Genomic DNA, 23487 nt, shown 5'->3' on the forward strand with positions numbered 1-23487 from the left:
CCGCCCGTCAGAACGCCCCGAACCCCAACTCGTCCACGTCCTCCCCCTCTTCCTCCAGCGCCCGCCGCACCACCCGCAACGCCATCCCTTCCGGATAGCCCTTGCGGGCGAGCATCCCCGCGAGGCGGCGGATGCGCTTGTCGCGGTCGAGACCACGGGTCGCGCGCAGCTTGCGGGCGACCAGTTCGCGGGCCGTCTCCTCCTCCTGCTCGGAGTCGAGCTGCCCGACCGCCTCGTCGATCGTCACGGAGTCGACCCCGCGCGTGCGCAGCTCGCGCGCCAGCGCGCGCCGGGCGAGGCCGCGGCCGTGGTGCCGTGACTCCACCCAGGCGTCGGCGAACGCCGAGTCATTGATCAGCCCGACCTCTTCGAAGCGGGAAAGGACCTCGTCCGCCACCTCGTCGGGGATCTCCTTCTTGCGCAGGGCATCGGCGAGCTGCTTGCGGGTGCGCGGGGTGCCGGTGAGCAGCCGCAGGCAGATGTTGCGCGCCCGCTCGGCCGGGTCGGCCTCCCGCTCCGGCGGCCGGCTCTCGGCACCGGAGCCGGCCCCCCGCCGCCTGCGGCCCTGCGCACGCGGCTCCCCCTCCCCGGCCCTCGACGGAGCGGGGGAACCGCTGTCCTCGTCACCGAACCCGTCGGGAGACCCGCCCCCGTCCCCGAAGGCCTCCCGGGGCTCGCTCGCGTCCCCGAACCCGCGCCGGCGTCCGCCCCCGCGGCGCCCGCGCCCCCGAGGTTCAGGCGGCGGCCCGGAGTCGGCGCCGCCCGCTCCCCCGGACCACGCGTCGCCCGACTCCTCGGGCCACTCGGTGCGACGTACCACGGATCAGCTCTTGGCCGCCGCGGCCTTGGTCGCCTTGGCCTTGGCCGCCGGGGCGGGGACCGTCTTGGCGGCCGCGTCCTTGTCGGCATCCGCGGCCGGACCGGCGGCGTCCGCGCCGGGCTCGGCCTCCGGGGCCGGCCGCACACCGACGCCGAGCTTCTCCTTGATCTTCTTCTCGATCTCGTTGGCGAGGTCGGGGTTGTCCTTCAGGAAGTTGCGCGCATTCTCCTTGCCCTGGCCGAGCTGGTCGCCCTCGTACGTGTACCAGGCGCCGGCCTTGCGCACGAAGCCGTGCTCCACGCCCATGTCGATCAGGCCGCCCTCGCGGGAGATGCCCTGGCCGTAGAGGATGTCGAACTCGGCCTGCTTGAACGGCGGCGCGACCTTGTTCTTGACGACCTTGCAGCGGGTGCGGTTGCCCACCGCGTCCGTGCCGTCCTTCAGGGTCTCGATGCGGCGGATGTCGATACGCACCGAGGCGTAGAACTTCAGCGCACGGCCACCGGTCGTGGTCTCCGGCGAGCCGAACATGACGCCGATCTTCTCGCGGAGCTGGTTGATGAAGATGGCGGTGGTCTTGGACTGGTTGAGCGCCGAGGTGATCTTCCGGAGCGCCTGCGACATGAGGCGGGCCTGCAGACCCACGTGGCTGTCGCCCATCTCGCCCTCGATCTCCGCGCGCGGCACGAGGGCGGCGACGGAGTCGATGACGATCAGGTCGAGCGCGCCGGAGCGGACCAGCATGTCGACGATCTCGAGGGCCTGCTCACCGTTGTCCGGCTGGGACAGGATGAGGTTGTCGATGTCGACGCCGAGCTTCTTCGCGTACTCGGGGTCGAGGGCGTGCTCCGCGTCCACGAACGCGACCTGGCCGCCGGCCTTCTGCGCATTCGCCACCGCGTGCAGGGTCAGCGTGGTCTTACCGGAGGACTCCGGCCCGTAGATCTCCACGACGCGGCCGCGCGGGAGACCGCCCACGCCGAGGGCCACGTCCAGCGCGGTCGACCCGGTCGGGATGACCTCGATGGGCTCCTGCGAACGCTCGCCCATGCGCATCACTGCGCCCTTGCCGAATTGGCGTTCAATCTGTGCGAGCGCGGCGTCGAGCGCCTTCTCGCGGTCGGTTCCTGCCATGGGTTCCACCCGATTTGCTTGAGTCGATCGCTTCACGTCAAAGACGCTATCGCCTGCCACTGACAATCCGCCCCGACGCCCGTCCAGCCTGTGGATAACTCCGGGGGCGACCTCGCCCGGATCGCCGGGCCCTCCCGGGGAAACCCCAGGAAATCCCCGGAATCACGGGCCTGCAGAGAGGCCAGGACATCCATGAGAATGGATGTTCGATTTTCATGTCAAGCGCACCACGCGGCACGCCGGGCTCTTGCGGAACCCGGTCCGAGGCCGCGAGTGCGAACCCGAAAGGGCAGGGTCCGTCCGGGTGTCAGACTGGCGCCATGTTCGTTCAGCTGCTCGCGGCCACCGGTGTGCTCGCCGTCCTGACGATGGTGCCCGGCCCCGACATGGCGGTGGTGACACGGCGGTCCCTGGTGTCGGGCTGGCGGGACGGTCTGCGCACGGTCGGGGGCATCACGGCGGGGCTGCTCGTCTGGGGCGCGCTCGCCGTGGTGGGCCTGGCCGCGGTGCTCGCGGCGTCCGCGACCGCGTACACGATCGTCAAGCTCGCCGGTGCGGTCTACCTCGGGTACCTGGGGGTCCAGGCCCTGCTGCAGAGCCGCCGCGGACGCTCCACGACCGACCCGGCGGCGGTGAACTCCCCGGCCCCGGCGGGCAACCCGTGGCGCACCGGCCTGGTCAGCAACCTCTTCAACCCGAAGATCGCCGTCTTCTACACCGGCCTGCTGCCCACCCTCGCGCCGGCCGGCCTGCCGCCGCACCTGGGCATGGCCCTCCTGGTCCTCGTCCACGCGGCCCTCACCCTCACCTGGCTCGGCGGCTACGTCCTGGTCCTGGCCAAGGCCCGCGCGTTCTTCGAGAGGCCCGCGGTGCGGCGCGCCATGGACCGGGTCACGGGTGTCGTCCTGATCGGATTCGGCATCAAGGTCGCCGCTTCCCAGCCCTGAGCCGCCCTGGCCCGGGACCACCCCGCCCCGAGCCCTTCCGCGAGCTGCGGCGGACCGGGCCGTCCCCCGCGACCCCCCCGCCCCCGCGCCACCCGAATATCCTCGACCCATGGCCCACTCCCCGCCCCGGCTCACCACCGACCGCCTGTCGGAGCGCGGCAAGGACGTCGCCGTCGTGGTGGCGGTCGCCCTGGTCGTGGTCGGGGGGACGCTCTGGTCGATGCGGGACAGGAGCGAGACGCCCTGGCAGACCGCACTCGGCTGGGCGCTGATCGCGGTCGGCTGCGGTGCGCTGTACTTCCGGCGCCGCTGGCCCGTCGCCGTCGCGCTGTTCACCCTCGCCGTCTGCGCCGTGTACTACCCGATCAGCGTGTACGACGGCCCGCTGCTCGTCGTGTTCGTGATCGCGCTGTACACCACCGCGGCCGAGGGCAGGTTCGCCACGGCGGTCGCCTTCGGCATCGGCGTGATGCTGATGATCGTGTACGGGGAGGTGCACGGGCGGCAGTCCGGACGGCACGTGGACGACGCCCAGTTCATGATGCTGGCGGGCTGGCTGCTCAGCATCCTGGTGCTCGCCCGCGCGCAGCGCACCCGCGCCGCCTACCTGGAGGAGGTGCGCGCCCGTGCCCTGGCCGCCGAACGCGAACAGGAGGCGCGGGCGCAGCAGAGCGCGACCGAGGAGCGGCTGCGGATCGCGCGTGAGGTGCACGACGTGCTCGGGCACAGCATCTCCCTGATCAACGTCCAGTCCAGCGCCGCACTGCACCGGCTGAGCAAGAAGCAGGCCGGCGACGACCCCGCGGCCGCCCTCGTATCCGCGCAGGAAGCCCTCGAAGCCGTGAAGTCCACCAGCAAGGACGCGCTGCGCGAGCTGCGCTCCACGCTGGGGATGCTGCGCGGCGCGGGCGAGGCGGCCCCGACGGCGCCGGCCTCGGGCCTGGCTCAGCTGCCCGAACTCCTCGACCGCGCAAGGAGCGCCGGGCTCGACGTGGCGGCGAAGACGCAGGGCGCCCCGCGCCCGCTGCCCCCACCGCTCGACCTGGCCGCGTACCGGATCGTGCAGGAGTCGCTCACCAACGTGACCCGCCACGCACAGGCGGCCTCCGCGGCCGTCACGCTCGACTACGGCGAGGACGCGCTGCGCCTGTCGGTCGAGGACGACGGCGTGGGCGCGCCCGACGGGATCGGCGAGGGCAGCGGGATCCGGGGGATGGCCGAGCGGGCCAGGGCCTTCGGCGGCGAACTGGCCACCGAGAACACAGCGGACGGCTTCCGGGTCACGGCCCGGCTGCCGTACGAGGCACCAGGGGGCGGAATGAACGAGGCAAAGGGAGGGGCGGCATGAACCAGGCACCGGACCCGGCGGCATCCGACGCGTTCCCGGCGGCGCCCGACGCGATCCGCGTCCTGCTCGCCGACGACCAGACGCTGGTGCGCGCGGGCTTCCGCTCGATGCTCGACGACGAGGAGGACATCGAGGTCGTCGGCGAGGCCTCGGACGGCGAGCAGGCCTGCGCGCTCGCCCGCCGGCTGCGCCCGGACGTCGTCCTCATGGACATCCGTATGCCCGTGCTCGACGGTCTGGAGGCGACCGCGCGGATCACCGCCGATCCCGCGCTCGAAGGGGTGCGGGTGGTGATCCTGACGACCTTCGACATGGACGACTACGTGTACGGGGCGCTGCGTGCGGGCGCCTCGGGCTTCCTGGTCAAGGACACCGAGCCGATGGAGCTGCTGCACGGGGTACGCGTGGTGGCGCGCGGCGACGCGCTGATCGCGCCGGCGGTGACGCGCCGTCTGATCGCGGAGTTCGCGGGCCGCACCAAGCAGCCCGACCCGAGCCCGCGCCTGAACGCGCTCACCGACCGCGAGCGCGAGGTGATGGGTCTGGTCGGCGCGGGCCTGTCCAACGACGAGATCGCCCAGCGGCTGGTCCTGTCCCCGGCCACGGCCAAGACGCACGTCAGCCGGATCATGACCAAGCTGGATGTACGGGACCGGGCCCAACTGGTGATCCTGGCCTATGAGTCGGGGATGATCACGCCGGGGTGGCTGGCCTGAGGCGGCGGCCGCGGTCGCGAGCCGCGCGCCACGGTACGTACCGCCCGGACAGACCCCTCCCTCCCGGGGGCCCACCGGCCCTGCCAAGGCTATCGGCCCCCACTGACAACGCCGCCGACACCGCCCACCCCCGAGCCGCCCACGAACACCTCCGCCGCCACCCCGCCCCCGCCGTGGTCCCCATAGGACACCCTCCCCGCCGCGACGCCCGTAGGACGCCGTCCCCCGCCACAACTCCCGTAGTACACCCTCCCCCCACCCCACAACCCAGGATGTACACCCACTGACCACCCCGGGCCGACGCCCCGCCCGTAGTCGTACGCCGACTCTGGCAGCGTGAACCCGGAAACCCTCGATCTCGCCCGCCTCCAGTTCGCGCTGACCGCAGGCGGCCACTTCCTGTTCGTCGCGCTCACCCTGGGCCTCGCGACGGTCGTGGCCTGCCTCCAGACCGCCGCGACCGCGAGCGGCAAGCCCCTGTACGCGCGCATGGTGCGCTTCTGGGGCCAGCTGTACGTGATCAACTACGCGGTCGGGATCGTGACCGGCCTGGTCATGGAGTTCCAGTTCGGGCTCAGCTGGAGCGGGCTCACGCATCACGCGGGAGACGTGTTCGGCTCCTCGCTCGCCCTCGAGACCGTCATCGCCTTCTTCGTCGAGTCCACGTTCCTGGGACTGTGGATCTTCGGCTGGCACCGCTTCAACAAGTGGGTGCACCTGGCGCTGATCTGGGGCGTCACGCTCACCGCGTACGCCTCGGCGTACTGGATCCTCGTCGCCAACGGGTTCCTCAACAACCCCGTCGGCCACCGCGAGGAGAACGGCCGGCTCGTCCTCGACAACACGGTCGAGGTGTTCACCAACCCGTCCGCCCTGCTCGCCTTCGGGCACGTGATGGGCGGCGCCCTGCTCACGGCCGGGTTCTTCATGGCGGGCGTCTCCGCGTACCACCTCTTCAAGCGCTCGGCCGAGTGGGAGTTCTTCGGCAAGAGCCTGCGCATCGGGGTGTTCCTGTCGCTGCCCGCGCTGTTCGTGACCGCGACGTTCGGCGGGCTTCAGTTCGTCGGGATGCAGCCGATGAAGGAGGCCGTGTTCAGCGCGAAGGCCGCTGAGATCGCCAAGCTCCAGGCCGACATGGTGGAGCGTTTCGGGCCCGGTGACTACGTGCCCTCCGAGGCGCTCACGCGCACTGCCGGAATCCTGATGCTGCTCGCCTTCGCGCTGATGATGTACCTCTGCATCGCCGGCGCGGTACTCGCCGCGTTCCGCAAGGTCGTCTTCCGTTTCCGGCTCTGGCATGTGGTCCTGATGGCCGCCGTGCCGCTGCCGTACCTCGCGATGATCAGCGGCTGGGTGTTCCGCGAGGCCGGGCGCCAACCCTGGGTCGTGTACGGCCTGTTGAAGACCGAGGACGCCGTCTCGCAGGTCTCGCCGGGCTCGATGCGGATCTCCCTGATCGTCTTCACCTCGCTCTTCGCGCTGCTCGCCGCCCTCAACTTCTGGCTGATCGTGCGCCACGCCCGCCGCGGCCCCGTCGAGACCGACCTGGGCCTGGACGAACGCGAGGCCTCGAACCCCGCCGACGCCCTGCCCGCCGCCCGCTACTAGAGGCCCTGGAGACCCGCCGTGGACACCCTCGCCATCGCTCTGCTCGGCTTCTTCGCCGCCGCCTACTTCGTGCTCGCCGGCTCCGACATCGGCACCGGCATGCTCGCCCCCTACCTGGGCCGTTCGGACCGCGAACGGCGCCTGGTGATCGCCTCGTTCGCGCCGTTCTTCCTCGGCAACGAGGTCTGGCTGGTCGCCACGGCCGGGCTGCTCATCGGCTGCTTCCCCGACCTGGAGGGCGAGCTCCTGAGCGGCCAGTTCCCGGTCGTCGTGGCCCTGCTCGCGGGCTGGATCGTGCGCGACATGGGCCTGTGGATGCGCGGCCGGGTGGGCGGCGGTCCAGGACAGGGCGGTGACGTCCGCAGCGGTCCGGGTCCGGACGGGAGCGGGGGCGGGCGCGGCTGGCGTCTCGTCTGCGATACGGCGGTGACCGGCGGCAGTTGGGTCCTCGCCCTGTCCTGGGGCTGGCTGCTCGCCGGACTGTTCAGCGGCTCGCCGGACACCCCCGCGAGCGGTCCCGTCGCGGTGCTCACGGCGCTGGCGGTGGCCGGTCTCTTCGCCGTGCACGGGCTCGGGTTCGCGGTGCTGCGCCTGACCGGCGACCCGTACGCCCGCGCCCGGGTCCTCGTCGGCCGCGCGGCCCGCCCCTGGCACTCCTTCGCGCTGACGGCCGCCCTGATGGCGGCCCTGCCCCTGCTCGCCGGTCTCGGTCTGCCCCTCACGGAGTCGGCCGGCACCTCCGTCGATGTGCTCGTGCCCGCGCTGCTCGTCGTGACGCCGCTGCTCGTGGTCGTCCAGGCGTGGATGTGGCGCACGTTCCGGGGCCGCGTGACACGCCCCTCGTATCTCTGATTCCGGCCGCCGATTTCGACCCCTGATACCTGTCGCCGATTCCGACCGGAACTCCGCTGCCACAGGCCGGAGTTCCGAACCCCTACAGGAGTGACGCCATGTCCACCGATACGTCCACCGGCCCCCGCGCCCGCCCGGCCAGGCGGTCGAGCGTCTTCGAGCGGCTCGCCGCCTTCTCGTACCGTCACCGGTGGCGGGCCCTGATCCTCTGGGTCGTGCTCGTCGCCGGCATCACCGGCCTCTCCACGGCGGTGGGCAGCGCGTACCACAACGACTTCTCGCTGCCCGGCACCGATTCCCAGGCCGCGCAGAGCGTCCTGGAGCGGCACGGCGCCGCGCAGGCCGACGCGTCCGTGCAGATCGTGGTCGAGTCCGAGGGCGGCGAGGGCATCCGCGGGAGCGGCGTACGCGACCGGGTCGAGGAGGTGCTCGGCACGGTGGAGGACCTGCCGAGCGTGACCGGTGTGCTCTCGCCGTACGAGGACACCTCGGCCGTCTCCCGTGACGGCACCGTCGGCTACGCGACCGTCACGCTCGACGGCGCGGCCGAGAACGTACCGAAGGAGCATGTCGCCGCGATCATCGACGCCGCCAAGTCCCTTGACGGGGACGGGATCCGGGCCGCCGTCGGCGGGGATGCCGCGCGCGGCGCCGAGGAGGCGGGCGGCGGTGCGGCCGAGGGTGCGGGGATTCTCGGCGCGCTGGTGATCCTGGTGTTCCTGTTCGGGTCGCTGGTCGCGGCGAGCCTGCCGGTGGTGACCGCACTGTTCGCGGTGGGCTCCTCGATCGGACTGATCGCGCTCGCCTCGCACTTCGCGAACGTCGCCGACTTCACGCCGCCGATCATGATGCTGGTCGGTCTCGGCGTCGGCATCGACTACGCCCTGCTGATCTTCTCGCGCTACCGCTCCGAACTGCTGCGCGGCGCCGGCCCCGAGCAGGCCACGCGCTCCGCCCTGGACGCGGCCGGCCGTACGGTCTTCTTCGCCGGTTGCACGGTGATCATCGCGCTGATGGGTCTGGTCGCGCTCGGCCTCGGGTCCTTGCAGGGCGTCGCGCTCGCGGTGGCTCTGACTGTCCTGGTGACGATGGCCGCGTCCCTGACCCTGCTGCCCGCGCTGCTCGGTGTGTTCGGCGCCCGGATCCGGCGTCAGGTCGCCAAGCGTGCGGAGAAGTCGCAGCGCGTGGAGGGTGCGGCCTGGCGGCGCTGGGCCACGGGTGTGCAGCGCAGGCCGTGGACGGCGCTGCTCGTCTCCGTGGTCGCGCTCGGCGCGCTCGCGGCACCGGCCGCCGGCATGCGGCTCGGTTTCGCCGACGCGGGCAACGACGCGGAGACCACCTCCAGCCGCCAGGCGTACGACATGCTCGCCGACGGTTTCGGACCGGGCTTCAACGGGCCGCTGTTCGTGGTGTCCGAGGGCGCCGCGGACCTCGGCCCCGTGCGCACCGCGCTCGCGGACACCCCGGGCGTGGCCGCCGTCAGCGCGCCGATCCCGTCCGAGGACGGCGAGGCGGGCACGCTGCTTGTCTTCCCCGAGTCGGCCCCTCAGGACGAGGCCACCTCGGCCCTGGTGAAGGAGTTGCGCGGCGACGTACTGCCGCCGCTGGAGGACGAGACCGGGGCGCGGCTCCTGGTCGGCGGATCGACCGCCGCCACCGAGGACTTCGCGTCCACGGTGTCCGACCGGATGCCACTGTTCGTCGCGATCGTGGTGGGCCTGTCTGCGCTGCTGCTCCTGGTCGTCTTCCGCAGCGTCCTGATCCCGCTCAAGGCCGCGCTGCTCAACCTGGTGAGCATCGGTGCGGCGCTGGGCGCGATCACGCTGGTCTTCCAGCACGGCTGGTTCGGCGTCGAGCCGGGGCCGATCGAGGCCTTCATCCCCGTGATGATCTTCGCGATCGTCTTCGGTCTGTCGATGGACTACGAGGTGTTCCTGCTCTCCCGGATCCACGAGGAGTGGGAGCGCACGAAGGACCCGCAGGCGGCCGTACGCGAGGGCCTCGCCGCGACCGGCAAGGTGATCACGGCCGCGGCGGCCATCATGATCGTGGTCTTCGCGGCGTTCATGCTGAGCCCCGACCGGATGCTCCAGCAGTTCGGGCTCGGGCTCGCGGTCGCGATCCTGCTCGACGCGGTGGTGATCCGCTGCCTGATCGTGCCGGCCGTGATGCAGCTCTTCGGCAGGCGGGCGTGGTGGCTGCCGGTCTGGCTGCGCCGGGTGCTGCCGCGGGTGGAGCTGGAGCGGCGCTGAGGGCGGATGGTGCGCGGGCCGGGTCCGACCGGACTCATCGGGTCCGGTCAGGTCGGTCCGGTCGGGTCAGGTGCAGCTGGGTCAGGTCAGGTCAGGTCCGGTCGTCGGAGTTCCCGGCGGCCGGACCCGGCTCGTCCCCGGCCGGACCCGCCTCGTCCCCGGCCGCCGCGCCCGAGGGCCCGGCGGCCTTGGCCGCGGCCTCGTTGCCGGTGTCCGTACGGTCCACGGGCGTCCCGGTGTGCTCCCCGCGCAGCGCCTTGCGCAGCCGGGCCAGCGGCGGCCCGCCCCGGCGCCGGTGGCCGTGCACGCGCGGGTCGTCCGTCACGTCGTACCGCTTCACGTACGCGCCGAGGAAGGCCTGCAACGTGGCGACCGCGGGGATGGCGATCAGGGCGCCGACCGCACCGAGCAGCGCGGTGCCCGCCACCACCGAGCCGAACGCGACCGCCGGGTGGATGTCCACGGTCTTGGCGGTGAGCTTGGGCTGGAGCAGATAGTTCTCGAACTGCTGGTAGACCACGACGAAGATGAGCACCCACAGCGCGTACCAGGGGTCCACGGTGAACGCGATCAGCATCGGCAGGGCGCCGGCCAGATACGTGCCGATGGTGGGGATGAACTGCGAGATCACACCCACCCACACCGCGAGCGCCGGTGCGTAGGGCACGTCGAGGAAGACGAGCAGGATGTAGTGCGCGACGCCGGAGATCAGCGCCATCAGACCGCGCGAGTAGAGGTAGCCGCCGGTCTTGTCGACGGCGATCTCCCAGGCGCGCAGCACCTCCGCCTGCTTGGCGGGCGGGAGCACCGAGCACAGCGCACGGCGCAGGCGCGGTCCGTCGGCGGCGAAGTAGAACGAGAACAGCAGGATCGTCAGGAGCCGGAAGAGGCCGCCGAGCACCTGGGCGGAGACGTCGAGCACGCCCGTCGCGCTGTTCTGCACGTACTTCTGCAGCCAGTCCGAGTGGACGAGGCTGTCCTGGAGTTCGACGCGTGAGAGCTCGGTGTGGAACGTGGTGTTGATCCAGCTGATCACCGAGTCGAGGTACTTGGGGAAGTCCTCGACCATGTCGACGATCTGGCCGGCGAGCATCGAACCGAGCAGGGTGATGAACCCGGCGCCGGCCACGATCACGCCGAGGAAGACCACACCGGTCGCGGCGCCCCGGCGCATGCCGTGGTGCGCCATCCAGCTGACCGCGGGCTCGACGGCGAGCGCGAGGAAGAACGCGATCAGGACGTTGATCAGCAGCCCGGTGAGCTGGTGGAAGGCCCAACTGCCCAGCTGGAACACGGCGATGAGGGCCAGGGCGAGCACCATCGCGCGCGGCAGCCAGCGCGGCATGCGCTCGCCCCGCCCCGACGGTGCCTCGGGCGGCACGGTCGCGGGCGGTCCAGAGTCCTGCGCTGCTGCGGTGTCTTCGGTGGCTGCCACGGGGTCAGTCTTGCCTACCTGCGGCTCGTTCGGGCAGGTGGGCGGGTGACGCCCGTGTCACATTCGGCACAGCGCCCGGTGGCGCCTCGCGTCACATGCAGCGCCGCACGCCGACCCTCGCGTCACCTACGGCACAGCCGCCGGACGACGTCCAGGCCGTCCGGGGTGCCGGGCCAGTGCCGCCGCAGTGCTTCGTCCCCCGCCCTGCGGACGACCGCGCGCAGGACGAGGGCGATGGCGAGGGCGTCGTCCGCGTAGCCGAGGACGGGGATGAAGTCGGGCACCAGGTCGACGGGGAAGGCGAGATAGGCGGCCAGCAGCCACAGCAGCCGGCGCGTTCCCGGCGGCAGTCTGCTGTCCCGTGCCAGGCGGGACACCAGGCGCAGCAGGTCGGGCAGCAGGCGTACGGCCTCGGTCAGGAGACCGCCCCTGGGACGCGCGGACGCGAGGGCGGCCAGGAGCAGCAGCCAGCACACGAGGAGCCCGGCGGCGACGCCGAGCGGAATCTGCCACCACATGCGCGCTCCCCGGGTGTGAGCCGCGACAGTACAGACGGACGGAACGGGGTTCGACCCGGCACGCCCCTGCGGGCGTCGGCCGGCCTCGCTCAGCGCGACTCCGCCGGCACCCCCATCGCCGTGCAGACGGCCCGCCACACGTCCTTCGCCTCCCAGCCCGCGTCCAGTGCCTCGTGCACCGTCCGCCCGCCGAGCTCGGACATCACATGATCGCGCGCGAACGTCTCGGCGTACCCCGCACCGAAATGCTCCGCCATCCGCTCCCAGAAGACCGTCAACCGCATGACTCCAGTATCCAGCCCGTGCGGGTGGGCCTTGGCCCGAACTCCTTGCGGGGAGCGCTTTCCGGCCTACGGTGCCGTGCATGGCTGAATCCGTAGCCCCGGGGCAGGCCCCCGCCCCCTCGCCCGCGGACCGTTCCCGCACCGGCCGTTCCGCCGCAGAACCGTCACAGCGTTCCGCCGCAGAACCGTCACCGCACCGGTCCGCACTCGCCCGCGCCGAGCAGTTCATCTGGCTCACGGCGCGGGTCCTGGAGCAGCGCCGCTTCGCGTACCACTTCCTCGGCGCCGCCGCCGAACCCGTCGAGGCCGCGCTCGCCGCCTACCGGACGGACGACGACGGCTACGGCCACGCGCTCGAACCCGACCTGCGCGGCCCCGTGAGCCAGCCCCTGCACACCGCCCACGCGCTGCGCGTCCTGGACGCGATCGGCCGCTGCGGCGGCCAGCGCGTGGAGCGGGTCTGCCGCTACCTGTCCGCGGTCTCGACCCCCGAGGGCGCGCTGCCCGCGATCCACCCGAGCCAACGCGGTTACCCGTACGCCCCGTTCGTGCCGGTGATCGACAACCCGCCGAGCGACCTGCTCGCCACCGGCCCCGTGGTGGGTCTGCTGCACCGCAACCAGGTCTGGCACGCCTGGCTGTTCCGGGCCACCGACTACTGCTGGGCGGCCGTCGAAGCCCTCGACAAGTCGCATCCGTACGAGATCCACGCGGCCGTCGCGTTCCTGGACGGCGCACCCGACCGCTCGCGCGCCCAGGCCGCGGCGGACCGGCTGGGCCGGCTCGTGCGCGAACAGCGCCTCGCGGTCCTCGATCCGCGCCGCAAGGACGACTACCCGGTGGCGGCCGGGTACGCGCCGGGCGAGCACCACTTCCCGCACGACTACGCGCGGGTGCCGAACTCGCTCGCGCGCGCCTGGTTCACCGACGAGGAGATGGAGCGCTCGCTCGACCACCTCGCGAGTGAGCAGGAGGCGGACGGCGGCTGGCCGGTCTCCTGGAAGCAGTGGGCCCCGGGCACGGCCCTGGAGTGGCGCCCGATCGTGACGATCGAGGCGCTGCGGACGCTGCGGGCGCATGGGAGATCGCTGGACTGACGGGCCCAGCCCGGACCATGGCGTCCCCCGCGCCAGCCCTCGGTCGCCCGCGTCAGCCCCCGATCGCCCGCACCCCCGCCGTCACGATCACCGCGGCGCCGATGATCAGCAGGAACGGGGCCCGCAGCACGAAGGCCACCGCCGCCGCGAGGAGGCCCGCCGCCTTCGCGTCGAGGATCAGCTCCTGCCCCTCGGCGAAGGTCTGCTGCGCCGTGAGCGCCGCGAGCAGCGCCACGGGCAGCAGCGCGGCCATCTTCTTCACCAGGGGCTTCTCGAGCACGCCGACGGGGACGAGCAGTCCGAGCAGCTTGACGGCGTAGCAGCCGACCGCGGTCACCGCGATCGCGATCCAGATGTTCAACGGTCGGTTCCTTCCTGGGAGTTGCGGGATGCGGAGCCGCCAGGCACATCGTCCTTGCGCCGCCCCTGCACGAACAGCACCAGCGGCGCCGCCAGGGCGGCCACCAGCACGGGCACCCCGTTGGGCAGCACCGGAAGGAGTCCGAGGCCGAGCACCACCGCGAGGGCGGCGACGGCCCGCTCGGTCGCCGTGCGCAGCATGGGCGCGAGCAGGGCGAGGAAGGTGGCCGGGCCGGCCGCGTCCAGGCCCCACGCGTCGGTGTCGCCGATGGCTTCCGCGCCGACGGCACCGAGCAGTGTGGTGAGGTTCCACAGCACGTACAGGGTGAGGCCGGTGACGACGAAGCCGATCCGGCGCGCCCGCCGCGTGGGCTGCGCGAGCGTCACCGCGGTGGTCTCGTCGATCACCCACTGGGCCGCGAACGGGCGGACCCAGCGCGGAAGTTGCAGCAGCTGCGACAGCCGGAGCCCGTAGAACGCGTTGCGTACGCCGAGGAAGAAGGCACCCGCCGCGGCGGTCAACGGGTTCCCGCCGCCCGCGAGCGCGCCGACGAGCGCGAACTGCGAGGCGCCGGTGAACACGAGAAGGCTGAGCGCGCAGGTCTGGAGCAGGCTCAGGCCGTTGCTCGCCGAGGTCACGCCGAAGGCGAAGCCGGAGAGCCCGACGGCGAAGCCGACGCCCAGCGCGTCGCGTACGACGGCGGAGTCGGCTTTCGCGGCGGCCGGCGTCACCCCCTCGGGGGCTCTTCCTTCGGCACGTATAGGTGCGGATGGTGCGGATGTCTGCTGTTCTGCCACGTCCTCGACGGTACGTGGAGGGTTTCGCTCCGGTCTTGTACGTTCTTGCGGGCGGCGGAGCCCGTACCGTCGGCGCCGCGGCCCGGCTCGACGCCGCTGGCTCGCCCGACCTCGGCACCGCGCGCGCCCCCGGCCTCGCGGACCGGACGGCCGATCTCGTACGGAGCTCCGCGGCCTCGCTGGTACGCCCCCGGCGGCACCCCCACGATCCGGCTGAAGTGCCGGTTGAGGTGCGGCTGGTCCGTGAACCCGACGGCGGCGGCGGCCTCGGCGGGCGCCGTCCCCGTGTCGAGCAGCTCACGGGCCCGGCGCACCCGCGCGTTGGTGAGCCAGCTGTGCGGCGGCATCCCGTACTGCTGCTTGAAGGCACGGAGCAGCGCGAACGGGCTGGTCCCGAGCTCGGCCGCCAGCGCTTCGAGCGTGGGCGGCTCGGTCATCCGCTCCTCGAGGACGGCCCGGGCGCGCAGCGCGTTGCGCGCCCCCGCCGAGCGCCTGGCGCGGGCGGGCAGCGCGCTGCCGTGCCGCCGCAGCAGCCGGGCGACCAGGACCTTGAGGACGGTGTCCGCGGCGAGGGCGTTGCCCTCCTCGGCGGCGCGGTGCACCTCCCGTATGAGATGGGCGCCTTCCGGATCGTGCACGTCCACCTCGCCGAAACCCGGCGTCCCGCGCAAGGTGGTCGTCTCCTCGGCGATCCTCGCGACGACTTCGGCGGAGGGGTAGAGCGTCGAGTAGACCCACCCCTCGGGCACCCCGGCCCGCGCGGAGTGCGGCACTTCGGGGTTGATCAGGATGACGCTGCCGGGGCCGGCGTGCACGGTCCCGTCGGGCATGAACACGTCCTCGACCCCGCCGCTGACCGCCCCGAACACATAGCCCTCATGGCTGTGCCGGGTGAAGGTGTGGCGCACGTAGCGCGCCTTGAGCAGGTCGACCCCGGGCAGATGCTCGTGCTGCCAGAACCTCGCCCACTCCCCCTCGGCCATGCCGCCATTCTCGCAGGTCCGGTCGGCGCGGCGGCGTCCACGGCAAGACCACGAAGAACCCTTCGCAAACATTCCTTCGCGAAGAACTCTTTGCGAAGAACTCTTTGCGGTCTACGGTGGTCCTATGACGGACGCGAAGCAGCAGGCGAACGAAGCGACCAAGACCCTGGCCGGCCGTGCAGGCGAGGAGGGCACGGTCGTCCTGGACGCGAAGGGCCTGCGCGCCCTCGCCCACCCCGTACGCGTGCAGCTGGTCGGGCTGCTGCGCAAGCACGGGCCGTCGACGGCCACGCGTCTCGCGGAGCGCCTCGGCGTCAACTCCGGCACCGCCAGCTACCACCTGCGCCAGCTCGGCGCGGCCGGCTTCGTCGAGGAGGACACCGCCCGGGGCAATGCGCGGGAGCGCTGGTGGCGGGCGGTCCACCGGACGACCGTCCTGAACGACCGGGGGCTCGCGGACCGGGAACCCGAAGCGGCCCTCGCCTATCTGCAGGCGATCACGGCCACCTATACCCTGCGCACCCAGCAGACGCTGAACGAGCTGCACACGATGCCGCACGCCTGGCGGGGCACCTTCGACATGAGCGACTGGATCCTGCGGCTGACCCCCGAGGAAACCAGCACATTGCGCCGGGAGTTGGAGGAGGTCCTCGGCCGCTACCGGCGGGACGACCCCGAGCAGGCCGCGAGCGCGCCGGAAGGCGCGGAGCGGGTCAGCGTGATCACGCAGATCCTGCCGGAGCTGGACACGGCGGCGCCGGTGGAGGAGTCGTGAGGGGCCGCGGCCGGGGAGAAGCCCGGGACGGCACTCGGCCTGGCACGGTCACCCCAGACGCCCCGAGCGCCCCGGGCGCGCCAGAGACCCCGGACACCCTGGGCGCCTCGGACACCCCGGACACCCCGGGCGCCTCGAACACCCCGGCCGCCCCGGACACCGACGGCGACATACCCGCCCGCCCGTCCGTGCGCCCGCTCGCCGGAGTCCTCGCCGCCATGGCCGTATCGCTGACGGGGACCCGTATCTCGGTCGTGGCCCTGCCCTGGTTCGTGCTCGTGACGACCGGCAGCGCGACGCGCACCGGCCTGGTCGCGTTCTGCGAAATGCTGCCGTACGTGCTGGTCAAGGCGTTCACCGGACCGCTGGTGGACCGCATCGGACCCCGGGCCGTGTCCTGGACCACGGACCTCGCCAGCGCCGCCGCAGCGGCTCTCGTGCCCCTCCTGCACGCCCTCGGTCTGCTGTCGTTCCCGGTGCTGCTGGCCCTGGTGGCGCTGATCGGGGCCGCCCGCGGACCGGGGGATCTCGCGAAGGAGGTCATGGTGCCGGAGGCCGCCGAGCGCGCCGCGGTACCGATGGAACGGGCCACCGGCCTGTCCGGCGTGATCGAACGGCTGGCCTCCACGATCGGCCCGGCGGCCGGCGGCGCGGTCGTGGCCCTGCTCGGCCCGCTCACCGGGCTCGCCGTCAACGCGGTCTGCTTCGCGCTCGGATCGGTGATCATCGGCCTCGCGCTGCCCCGCGGGATGGGGCGCGCGCCCGCGGTGGACCCCGCCCGGGCAGGCGAGGGCCAGGCAGCGGCGGAGCCGGGCTACTGGGGCCGCTTCGGCGAGGGCCTGGCCTTCCTCCGCGGCGACCGCCTGATGCTGAGCCTCATCGTCATGGTGAGCATCACCAACCTCTTCGACGCGGCGATCAGTACGGTGCTCATCCCCGTCTGGGCCGAGGAGTCGGGGCGCGGGCCGACGGCGATCGGCCTGGTGGGCAGCGTCATGGGGGCCACTGCGGTGGCCGGGAGCCTGATCGCCGCGATGGCCGCGCACCGGCTGCGGCGCCGGGTGACCATCGTCGTCGGCTTCCTGCTCGTGGGCGCTCCGCGCTTCCTGATCCTTGCCTTCGACGCCCCGCTGGGCGCGGTCCTGGCCGTGTTCGCCATCAGCGGTTTCGGCGCGGGGTTCATCAACCCGGTGCTCGGCGCCCTCCTCATCGAGCGCGTGCCGCGCCGCATGCTCGGCCGGGTCAATGCGCTGGGCGATTCACTGGCCTGGGCCGGCATCCCGCTCGGCGGACTGCTCGCCGGCGCGGCGGTCGGGGCGACCGGCCTCGCGCCGGTCCTGATCGTCTGCGGCGCCGCGTACTTCCTGACCACGAACCTGGCCGGACTGCGGCCGGAATGGCGCGAGATGGACCGCGGACGCGGCACGAAGCCGCGGCACCCCGCACCGCACCCGGCGCGCGACCCCGCACCCGAATCCACGCCGCAACCAGAACGCACGTGACAGGGCCTTGGCCGGGCCCTGACCGAGCACTGGCCAGGCCCTGGCGGGGTGGTGACCGCACCCCGACAGGGCACTGGCCAGGCCCTGGCTGGTGACCGCACCCCGACAGGCCACTGGCCAGGCCCTGGCTGGTGACCGCACCCCGACAGCTCACCCCATCGGCACCCGCGTCCACGGCCCGAATCCAGCACCCGCATCGCACCCGAACCCCGCCCGCGCACGCACCCCGCCGCCGATTGTCAGTGCCACGGTGCACGATGGCTGCATGACCGGGAAAGCGCTCGACTCGTTCTCCCCCGCGACCCGCAGCTGGTTCACGGGGGCCTTCTCCGCGCCCACGGCCGCCCAGGAGGGCGCCTGGCGGGCCATCGCGGAGGGCTCGGACGTGCTCGTGGTCGCGCCGACCGGTTCCGGCAAGACGCTCGCCGCCTTCCTCTCCGCCCTCGACTCCCTGGCCAGCACCCCGCCGCCCGCCGACACGAAGAAGCGCTGCCGGGTCCTGTACGTGTCCCCGCTCAAGGCCCTGGCCGTCGACGTCGAGCGCAATCTGCGCAGCCCGCTCACCGGCATCCGCCAGGAGTCCGTGCGCCTCGGCCTGCCCGAGCCGGAGATCAAGGTCGGGATCCGCTCCGGGGACACCCCGGCCGCCGAGCGCCGCGCGCTCACCACCCGTCCGCCGGACATCCTGATCACCACCCCTGAGTCCCTGTTCCTCATGCTCACCTCGGCCACCCGCGAGGCCCTGACCGGCATCGAGACCGTCATCCTCGACGAGGTGCACGCGGTGGCCGGCACCAAGCGCGGCGCCCATCTCGCCCTGTCCCTGGAGCGGTTGGACGAGCTGCTGCCGCGTCCGGCCCGCCGTATCGGGCTCTCCGCGACCGTACGGCCGGTGGACGAGGTGGCCCGTTACCTCTCCCCGCAGCGCCGCGTGGAGATCGTGCAGCCGCCCTCCGGCAAGGAGTTCGACCTCTCGGTGGTCGTCCCCGTCGAGGACATGGGCGAGCTCGCGGGCTCACCGGTCACCGACACGGACGGCGGCGGCCAGGCCGACCGCCCCTCCATCTGGCCGCATGTCGAGGAGAAGATCGCCGACCTCGTCCAGGCCCACCGGTCCACGATCGTGTTCGCCAACTCCCGCCGCCTCGCCGAGCGCCTGTGCAACCGGCTGAACGAGATCGCGTACGAGAGGGCCACCGGCGAGACCATCCCCGAGGCGCATTCCCCGGCCGAGCTGATGGGCGGCTCGGGGGCTGCACAGGGCGCCCCGCCGATCCTCGCCCGCGCCCACCACGGCTCCGTATCGAAGGAACAGCGCGCCCTGGTCGAGGAGGACCTCAAAGCCGGCCGCCTGCCCGCCGTGGTCGCGACCTCATCCCTCGAACTCGGCATCGACATGGGCGCGGTGGATCTCGTCGTCCAGGTCGAGTCCCCGCCCTCCGTCGCCTCCGGGCTCCAGCGCGTCGGCCGCGCGGGCCACCAGGTGGGTGCCGTCTCCACCGGCGTGGTCTTCCCGAAGTACCGCGGCGACCTCGTGCAGGCCGCCGTGGTCACCGAGCGGATGCGCACCGGCGGCATCGAGTCCCTGCGCGTCCCCGCCAACCCGCTGGACGTGCTGGCCCAACAGCTCGTCGCCATGGTCGCGTTGGACACCTGGCAGGTGGACGACCTCCTTGCGGTCGTCCGCCGCGCGGCCCCCTTCGCCTCGCTCCCGGAGTCGGCCTTCACGGCCGTCCTCGACATGCTCGCGGGCCGCTACCCCTCGGATGCCTTCGCCGAGCTCCGACCCCGCGTGGTCTGGGACCGCGTGGCCGGTACGGTGACGGGCCGCCCCGGAGCCCAGCGCCTCGCCGTGACCTCCGGCGGCACCATCCCCGACCGCGGGCTCTTCGGCGTCTTCCTCGCCGGTTCCGACCCGAAGAAGGGCGGCGGCCGGGTCGGCGAGCTCGACGAGGAGATGGTCTACGAGTCGCGCGTGGGCGATGTGTTCACGCTCGGCACCAGTTCGTGGCGCATCGAGGACATCACCCGCGACCGGGTCCTGGTCTCCCCCGCCCCCGGGGTCCCCGGCCGGCTCCCGTTCTGGAAGGGCGACCAGCTGGGCCGCCCGCTCGAACTCGGGCGTGCGGTGGGCGCGTTCCTGCGCGAGATCGGCGGGCTGAGCGCCGACGACGCCCGCGCCCGGCTCGCCGAAGCGGGCCTCGACCAGTGGGCCGCGGGCAATGTGCTGGCGTACCTCGACGAACAGCGCAAGGCCTGCGGCCATGTCCCCGACGACCGCACCATCGTGGTCGAGCGCTTCCGCGACGAGCTCGGCGACTGGCGCGTGGTCGTCCACTCCCCCTTCGGCGCTCAGGTGCACGCCCCCTGGGCGCTCGCGCTGGGCGCCAAGCTCACCGAGAAGTACGGCATGGACGCCCAGGTCATGCACGCCGACGACGGCATCGTGCTTCGCCTGCCCGACGCCGACCTGATGGGCATGGACCTGCTCGACCAGGAGCCGACGAAGCTCGGCACGGAGTTCGACAGCGAGCAGGCCCCGGTCGGCGCCGCCGATGTCGCCTTCGACAAGGGCGAGGTCAACCAGGTGGTGACGGACCAGGTCGGCGGCTCGGCCCTGTTCGCCTCGCGCTTCCGCGAGTGCGCCGCCCGCGCGCTGCTCCTGCCCCGCCGCAACCCCGGCCGCCGCACCCCGCTGTGGCAGCAGCGCCAGCGCGCGGCCCAACTCCTCGAAGTCGCGAGCGAGTTCGGCTCCTTCCCGATTGTCCTCGAAGCCGTGCGCGAATGCCTCCAGGACGTGTTCGACGTGCCGGGCCTCACCGAGCTGATGGGCGACATCGAGTCCCGCCGGGTCCGCCTGGTCGAGGTCACCACGCCCGAGCCCTCCCCGTTCGCGCGCTCGCTGCTGTTCGGATACGTGGCGCAGTTCCTGTACGAGGGGGACTCCCCCCTCGCCGAGCGGCGCGCGGCGGCCCTGTCCCTGGACTCCCGGCTGCTCGCCGAACTGCTCGGCCAGGCCGAGCTGCGCGAGCTCCTGGACGCCGAGGTGCTCGCCGAGCTCGAGCAGGAGCTCCAGTGGCGCACGGAGGACCGGCGGGTCAAGGACGCCGAAGGCGTGGCCGACCTGCTGCGGCTGCTAGGACCGCTGACGACCGAGGAGCTGGCCGAGCGCGGGGCCGACCCCGCCTGGCCCGAGGACCTGGCCGCCGCCCGCCGCGCGATCCGCGTCCGTATCGCGGGAGCCGACCACTGGGCCGCCGTCGAGGACGCGGGCCGCCTGCGCGACGCCCTCGGCACCGCGCTGCCCGTCGGCGTACCGGAGGCCTTCACCGAGCCCGTCAAGGACCCGCTCGGCGACCTCCTCGCCCGATACGCCCGCACCCACGGCCCGTTCACCTCCGCCACGGCGGCCGCGCGCTTCGGTCTGGGCATCGCGGTCACCGAGGGCGCGCTGCACCGGCTCGCGGCGAACGGCCGTGTCGTACAAGGCGAGTTCCACCCGGCCGGAATCGGCCAGGAGTGGTGCGACGCCACCGTTCTGCGCCGCCTGCGCCGCCGCTCCCTGGCCGCCCTGCGCCAGGAGCTCGAACCGGTGCCGCCCGCGGCCCTCGCCGGCTTCCTGCCGCAGTGGCAGCACCTCGGCGGGCACGGCCTGCGCGGCACGGACGGCCTCGTCCGCGCGATCGAGCAGCTCCAGGGCGCCTCGGTCCCGGCCTCCGCCCTGGAGAAGCTGGTCCTGCCCTCCCGCGTCCAGGGCTACCACCCCGCCCTCCTCGACGAGCTCACCACCACCGGCGAGGTGGTGTGGGCGGGCGCGGGCGCGCTGCCCGGCAAGGACGGCTGGATCTCCCTCTACCTCGCGGACGCGGCCCCGCTGCTGCTCCCCGACCCGCACCCCATGGAGCTCACCGCGCTCCAGGAGTCCGTCATGACCGCCCTCTCCGGTGGCTACGGGCTGTTCTTCCGCCAGATCGCCGACCAGGTGCGGGCCACCACCCACCCCGAGGCCACCGACCCCCAACTGGCCGACGCCCTCTGGGAGCTGGCCTGGTCGGGCCGGCTGACGAACGACACGCTGGCCCCGCTGCGCGCCCTGCTCGGCTCGGGCCGCACCGCCGGTGCCACCGCCCACCGCGCCAAGCGCGCGGTCCCGCGCGGCCGTTACGGAGCGCTGGCGGGCGGGGCGCTCGTCGGCGGGGCGCGGGCCGTCTCCCGTACCGGCCCGCCCACGGTCGCGGGACGCTGGTCCCTGATCCCGGCCCGCGAGCCCGACCCGACGGTCCGCGCGCATGCCCTGGCCCGTACGCTCCTGGACCGCCACGGCGTCGTGACCCGCGGCGCGGTCGCCGCCGAGGGGGTGGAGGGCGGCTTCTCCGCGGTCTACCGCATCCTGTCCGCCTTCGAGGACAGCGGGCAGGCGCGCAGGGGGTACGTGGTGGAGGGGCTCGGCGCGGCCCAGTTCGCGATGGACGGTGCGGTGGACCGGCTGCGCGCGGTGGCCACGGCGCGTGAGCGCGGCCTGGAGTCCGAGACCGGGCAGGCGGTGGTCCTCGCGGCGGCCGACCCGGCGAACGCCTATGGTGCGGCGCTGAGTTGGCCCGAGCCGCCCACCGGCGCGGGCCACAAGCCGGGCCGCAAGGCGGGCTCCATGGTCGTCCTGGTCGACGGGGAGCTGACGCTCTACATGGAGCGCGGCGGCAAGACCCTGCTCGCCTGGCCCACCGATCCGGAGCAGCCACCGGCCCCCGACGACACCCGCCTCCAGTCCGCCGCTGCCGCCCTCGCGGACGCGGCGAAGGCGGGCACGCTGGGCACGGTCACCGTGGAGCGGATCAACGGCGCTTCGTCGCTGACCTCCCCGCTGGGCCGCCTCCTGGAGGAGGCCGGTTTCGTGGCCACACCTCGGGGGCTGCGCCTGCGCGCCTGAGGAGGCCGGTTTCGTGGCCACACCTCGGGGGCTGTGCCTGCGCGCCTGACGAGCCGCGCCCCGGGGCTCAACGGGAGGCACCCCTCTACATGTCCAGGCCTAAGCCTGAAGCCCTCACCCCCTGCGCCTCGGTCCCTGCGGTGAGGGCCCGGGCGTCGCCTCCCCTGCCCCGCGCGGGCTCGTGCGCAGGACATCCTTGGCCTGCTCGGCCGCGCGCTGGATGCTCTCGCCGATGAAGTCGACGAACCGCGCGATGTTCTCCAGGCGCACCGCGGCCGGGCTGCCGGGGCCGAGGATGTGCACGCCCTGCCGTGCCGTTTCCGCGAGTTGGAGGCTGGAGCGGGCCGCGGCGAGGGTCGACTGGTACCAGACGTCGTCGTCGGCGCTGTACCGCTCGCGCCGGCCCTCCGCACGCTCGCGCCGGACCAGCCCCTGCCCCTCCAGAAAGGCGACCGCCTTCGAGACCGACGCCGCACTGACCTGGAGCCGCCGTACGAGCTGGGCCGCGGTGAGACCGCCCTCGTCGGCGGTGTACAGGCAGGTCAGGACGCGGGCCGCCATCCTCGGCAGACCCTGCTGCATCAGCAGCGCGGCGAACGCCTCCTCGTACGCCCGCACCGCCCCGCCGGCATGGTCCGGACCGCGCCCCGGCCCCCGGCCCTGCGCGGGCACCGCGCCCTGCGGCGCAGGCTCCCGCCGTCTGCTGGCCCGGCGCTCGGTGGCCCGGTGGGCGGTCTCGGCGCGGTAGGCCGCGGGTCCGCCGTTGCGCAGCACTTCGCGCGTCACCGTCGAGGTGGGCCGCTGCAGCCGCCGGGCGATCTCCGCGTACGCGAGCCCTCCGGCGAGACCGGCCGCGATCTGCTGCCGCTCCTGCTGCGAGAGCCTTCCGCCCGGCATCGCGCCCTCCTTCGCACCCAACTTCCTTACGCGGCAACCGCCTTGTGGCCGACCATAGCGTTCACCTTAAGTTCATTGCAACGCCCATCGCTTCGCACGTTGCATTCGATCCTCATTCATTGCAACAATTTCCCAACTCCCACCTGCGATAACGCCAGTTGAGCGAGAACAGATCATTGCCACCCCCTCGAACGCAACGTAGCGTTTCTCCCGTCAGAAACAAGGAAGCCGGAA

19 protein-coding genes are annotated in these 23487 nt (G+C 73.0%); 10 read left to right on the forward strand and 9 right to left on the reverse strand.

The window, feature by feature from the left end; all coding sequences use genetic code 11:
* Window positions 1-7 precede the first annotated feature (7 nt).
* Together recX and recA are read right to left on the reverse strand one after the other, a co-directional pair.
* Window positions 8-820, reverse strand: a complete 813-nt coding sequence (recX, locus tag BLT97_RS18220; protein WP_245769392.1) for a recombination regulator RecX — start codon at window positions 818-820, stop codon at window positions 8-10.
* A gap of 3 nt (window positions 821-823) precedes the next feature.
* Complete coding sequence (recA, locus tag BLT97_RS18225; protein ID WP_093611432.1) at window positions 824-1954, reverse strand: recombinase RecA; 1131 nt, start codon at window positions 1952-1954, stop codon at window positions 824-826.
* Window positions 1955-2274: 320 nt separating this feature from the next.
* Between recA and BLT97_RS18230 the strand changes: the two genes are divergently transcribed.
* The 6 genes from BLT97_RS18230 (at window position 2275) to BLT97_RS18255 (ending at window position 9677) form a co-directional block, all read left to right on the forward strand.
* Window positions 2275-2901 (forward strand): LysE family translocator, encoded by a 627-nt coding sequence (locus tag BLT97_RS18230; protein ID WP_093611434.1) that lies wholly within the window; start codon window positions 2275-2277, stop codon window positions 2899-2901.
* Window positions 2902-3010: 109 nt separating this feature from the next.
* The gene (locus BLT97_RS18235) at window positions 3011-4249 is read left to right on the forward strand and encodes a sensor histidine kinase (RefSeq protein ID WP_093611436.1); all 1239 of its coding nucleotides are present in this window, start codon (window positions 3011-3013) and stop codon (window positions 4247-4249) included.
* Entirely contained in the window at window positions 4246-4965 is a 720-nt protein-coding gene (locus tag BLT97_RS18240) for a response regulator (RefSeq protein WP_093611438.1), read from the forward strand. The genes BLT97_RS18235 and BLT97_RS18240 overlap by 4 nt, the downstream gene beginning before the upstream one ends.
* A 336-nt stretch (window positions 4966-5301) precedes the next feature.
* Window positions 5302-6573 carry a cytochrome ubiquinol oxidase subunit I gene (locus tag BLT97_RS18245; protein WP_093611440.1) on the forward strand — a complete coding sequence of 424 codons (1272 nt, stop codon included), beginning with the start codon at window positions 5302-5304 and terminating at the stop codon, window positions 6571-6573.
* 18 nt (window positions 6574-6591) lie between these two features.
* Window positions 6592-7425 (forward strand): cytochrome d ubiquinol oxidase subunit II, encoded by an 834-nt coding sequence (locus tag BLT97_RS18250; protein WP_093611442.1) that lies wholly within the window; start codon window positions 6592-6594, stop codon window positions 7423-7425.
* Window positions 7426-7523: 98 nt separating this feature from the next.
* Window positions 7524-9677, forward strand: a complete 2154-nt coding sequence (locus tag BLT97_RS18255) for an MMPL family transporter (RefSeq protein WP_093611444.1) — start codon at window positions 7524-7526, stop codon at window positions 9675-9677.
* 91 nt (window positions 9678-9768) lie between these two features.
* On the opposite strand, the gene BLT97_RS18260 is transcribed toward BLT97_RS18255, so the two are convergent.
* The 3 genes from BLT97_RS18260 to BLT97_RS18270 all read right to left on the reverse strand — a co-directional run bounded on the left by BLT97_RS18260 (window position 9769) and on the right by BLT97_RS18270 (window position 11914).
* Window positions 9769-11022 (reverse strand): AI-2E family transporter, encoded by a 1254-nt coding sequence (locus tag BLT97_RS18260; protein WP_093611548.1) that lies wholly within the window; start codon window positions 11020-11022, stop codon window positions 9769-9771.
* A gap of 212 nt (window positions 11023-11234) precedes the next feature.
* On the reverse strand, window positions 11235-11630 hold the full coding sequence (locus tag BLT97_RS18265) for a YkvA family protein (RefSeq protein ID WP_093611446.1): 396 nt from the start codon (window positions 11628-11630) through the stop codon (window positions 11235-11237).
* A gap of 89 nt (window positions 11631-11719) precedes the next feature.
* A complete protein-coding gene (locus tag BLT97_RS18270; RefSeq protein ID WP_093611448.1) occupies window positions 11720-11914 on the reverse strand; it encodes a DUF3046 domain-containing protein in 195 nt (64 codons plus the stop codon).
* 80 nt (window positions 11915-11994) lie between these two features.
* On the opposite strand from BLT97_RS18270, the gene BLT97_RS18275 reads away from it, so the two are divergent.
* On the forward strand, window positions 11995-13011 hold the full coding sequence (locus tag BLT97_RS18275) for a hypothetical protein (RefSeq protein WP_245769393.1): 1017 nt from the start codon (window positions 11995-11997) through the stop codon (window positions 13009-13011).
* A gap of 52 nt (window positions 13012-13063) precedes the next feature.
* Here BLT97_RS18275 and BLT97_RS18280 read toward each other — a convergent pair whose 3' ends face one another.
* From BLT97_RS18280 to BLT97_RS18290, 3 genes are read right to left on the reverse strand one after another with little or no spacing between them, the layout of a single operon-like run.
* Window positions 13064-13372 (reverse strand): AzlD domain-containing protein, encoded by a 309-nt coding sequence (locus BLT97_RS18280; RefSeq protein WP_093611450.1) that lies wholly within the window; start codon window positions 13370-13372, stop codon window positions 13064-13066.
* The gene (locus BLT97_RS18285) at window positions 13369-14133 is read right to left on the reverse strand and encodes an AzlC family ABC transporter permease (protein WP_093611552.1); all 765 of its coding nucleotides are present in this window, start codon (window positions 14131-14133) and stop codon (window positions 13369-13371) included. Before BLT97_RS18285 ends, BLT97_RS18280 begins: the two co-directional genes overlap by 4 nt.
* Window positions 14100-15152, reverse strand: a complete 1053-nt coding sequence (locus BLT97_RS18290) for an AraC family transcriptional regulator (protein WP_143041348.1) — start codon at window positions 15150-15152, stop codon at window positions 14100-14102. Before BLT97_RS18290 ends, BLT97_RS18285 begins: the two co-directional genes overlap by 34 nt.
* Before the next feature lie 124 nt (window positions 15153-15276).
* Between BLT97_RS18290 and BLT97_RS18295 the strand changes: the two genes are divergently transcribed.
* From BLT97_RS18295 to BLT97_RS18305, 3 genes are all read left to right on the forward strand, one after another.
* Complete coding sequence (locus tag BLT97_RS18295; protein ID WP_093611452.1) at window positions 15277-15927, forward strand: ArsR/SmtB family transcription factor; 651 nt, start codon at window positions 15277-15279, stop codon at window positions 15925-15927.
* A gap of 170 nt (window positions 15928-16097) precedes the next feature.
* Window positions 16098-17429: an MFS transporter gene (locus BLT97_RS18300; RefSeq protein WP_245769404.1), complete on the forward strand. Its 1332-nt coding sequence runs from the start codon at window positions 16098-16100 to the stop codon at window positions 17427-17429.
* Between the two features lie 265 nt (window positions 17430-17694).
* Entirely contained in the window at window positions 17695-22356 is a 4662-nt protein-coding gene (locus BLT97_RS18305; protein WP_093611454.1) for an ATP-dependent helicase, read from the forward strand.
* Window positions 22357-22470: 114 nt separating this feature from the next.
* Here BLT97_RS18305 and BLT97_RS18310 read toward each other — a convergent pair whose 3' ends face one another.
* The gene (locus BLT97_RS18310) at window positions 22471-23253 is read right to left on the reverse strand and encodes a GbsR/MarR family transcriptional regulator (protein WP_093611456.1); all 783 of its coding nucleotides are present in this window, start codon (window positions 23251-23253) and stop codon (window positions 22471-22473) included.
* Window positions 23254-23487: the final 234 nt, after the last annotated feature.

It is taken from the genome of Streptomyces indicus (assembly GCF_900100315.1).
In the GTDB taxonomy this organism is placed as follows: domain Bacteria; phylum Actinomycetota; class Actinomycetes; order Streptomycetales; family Streptomycetaceae; genus Streptomyces; species Streptomyces indicus.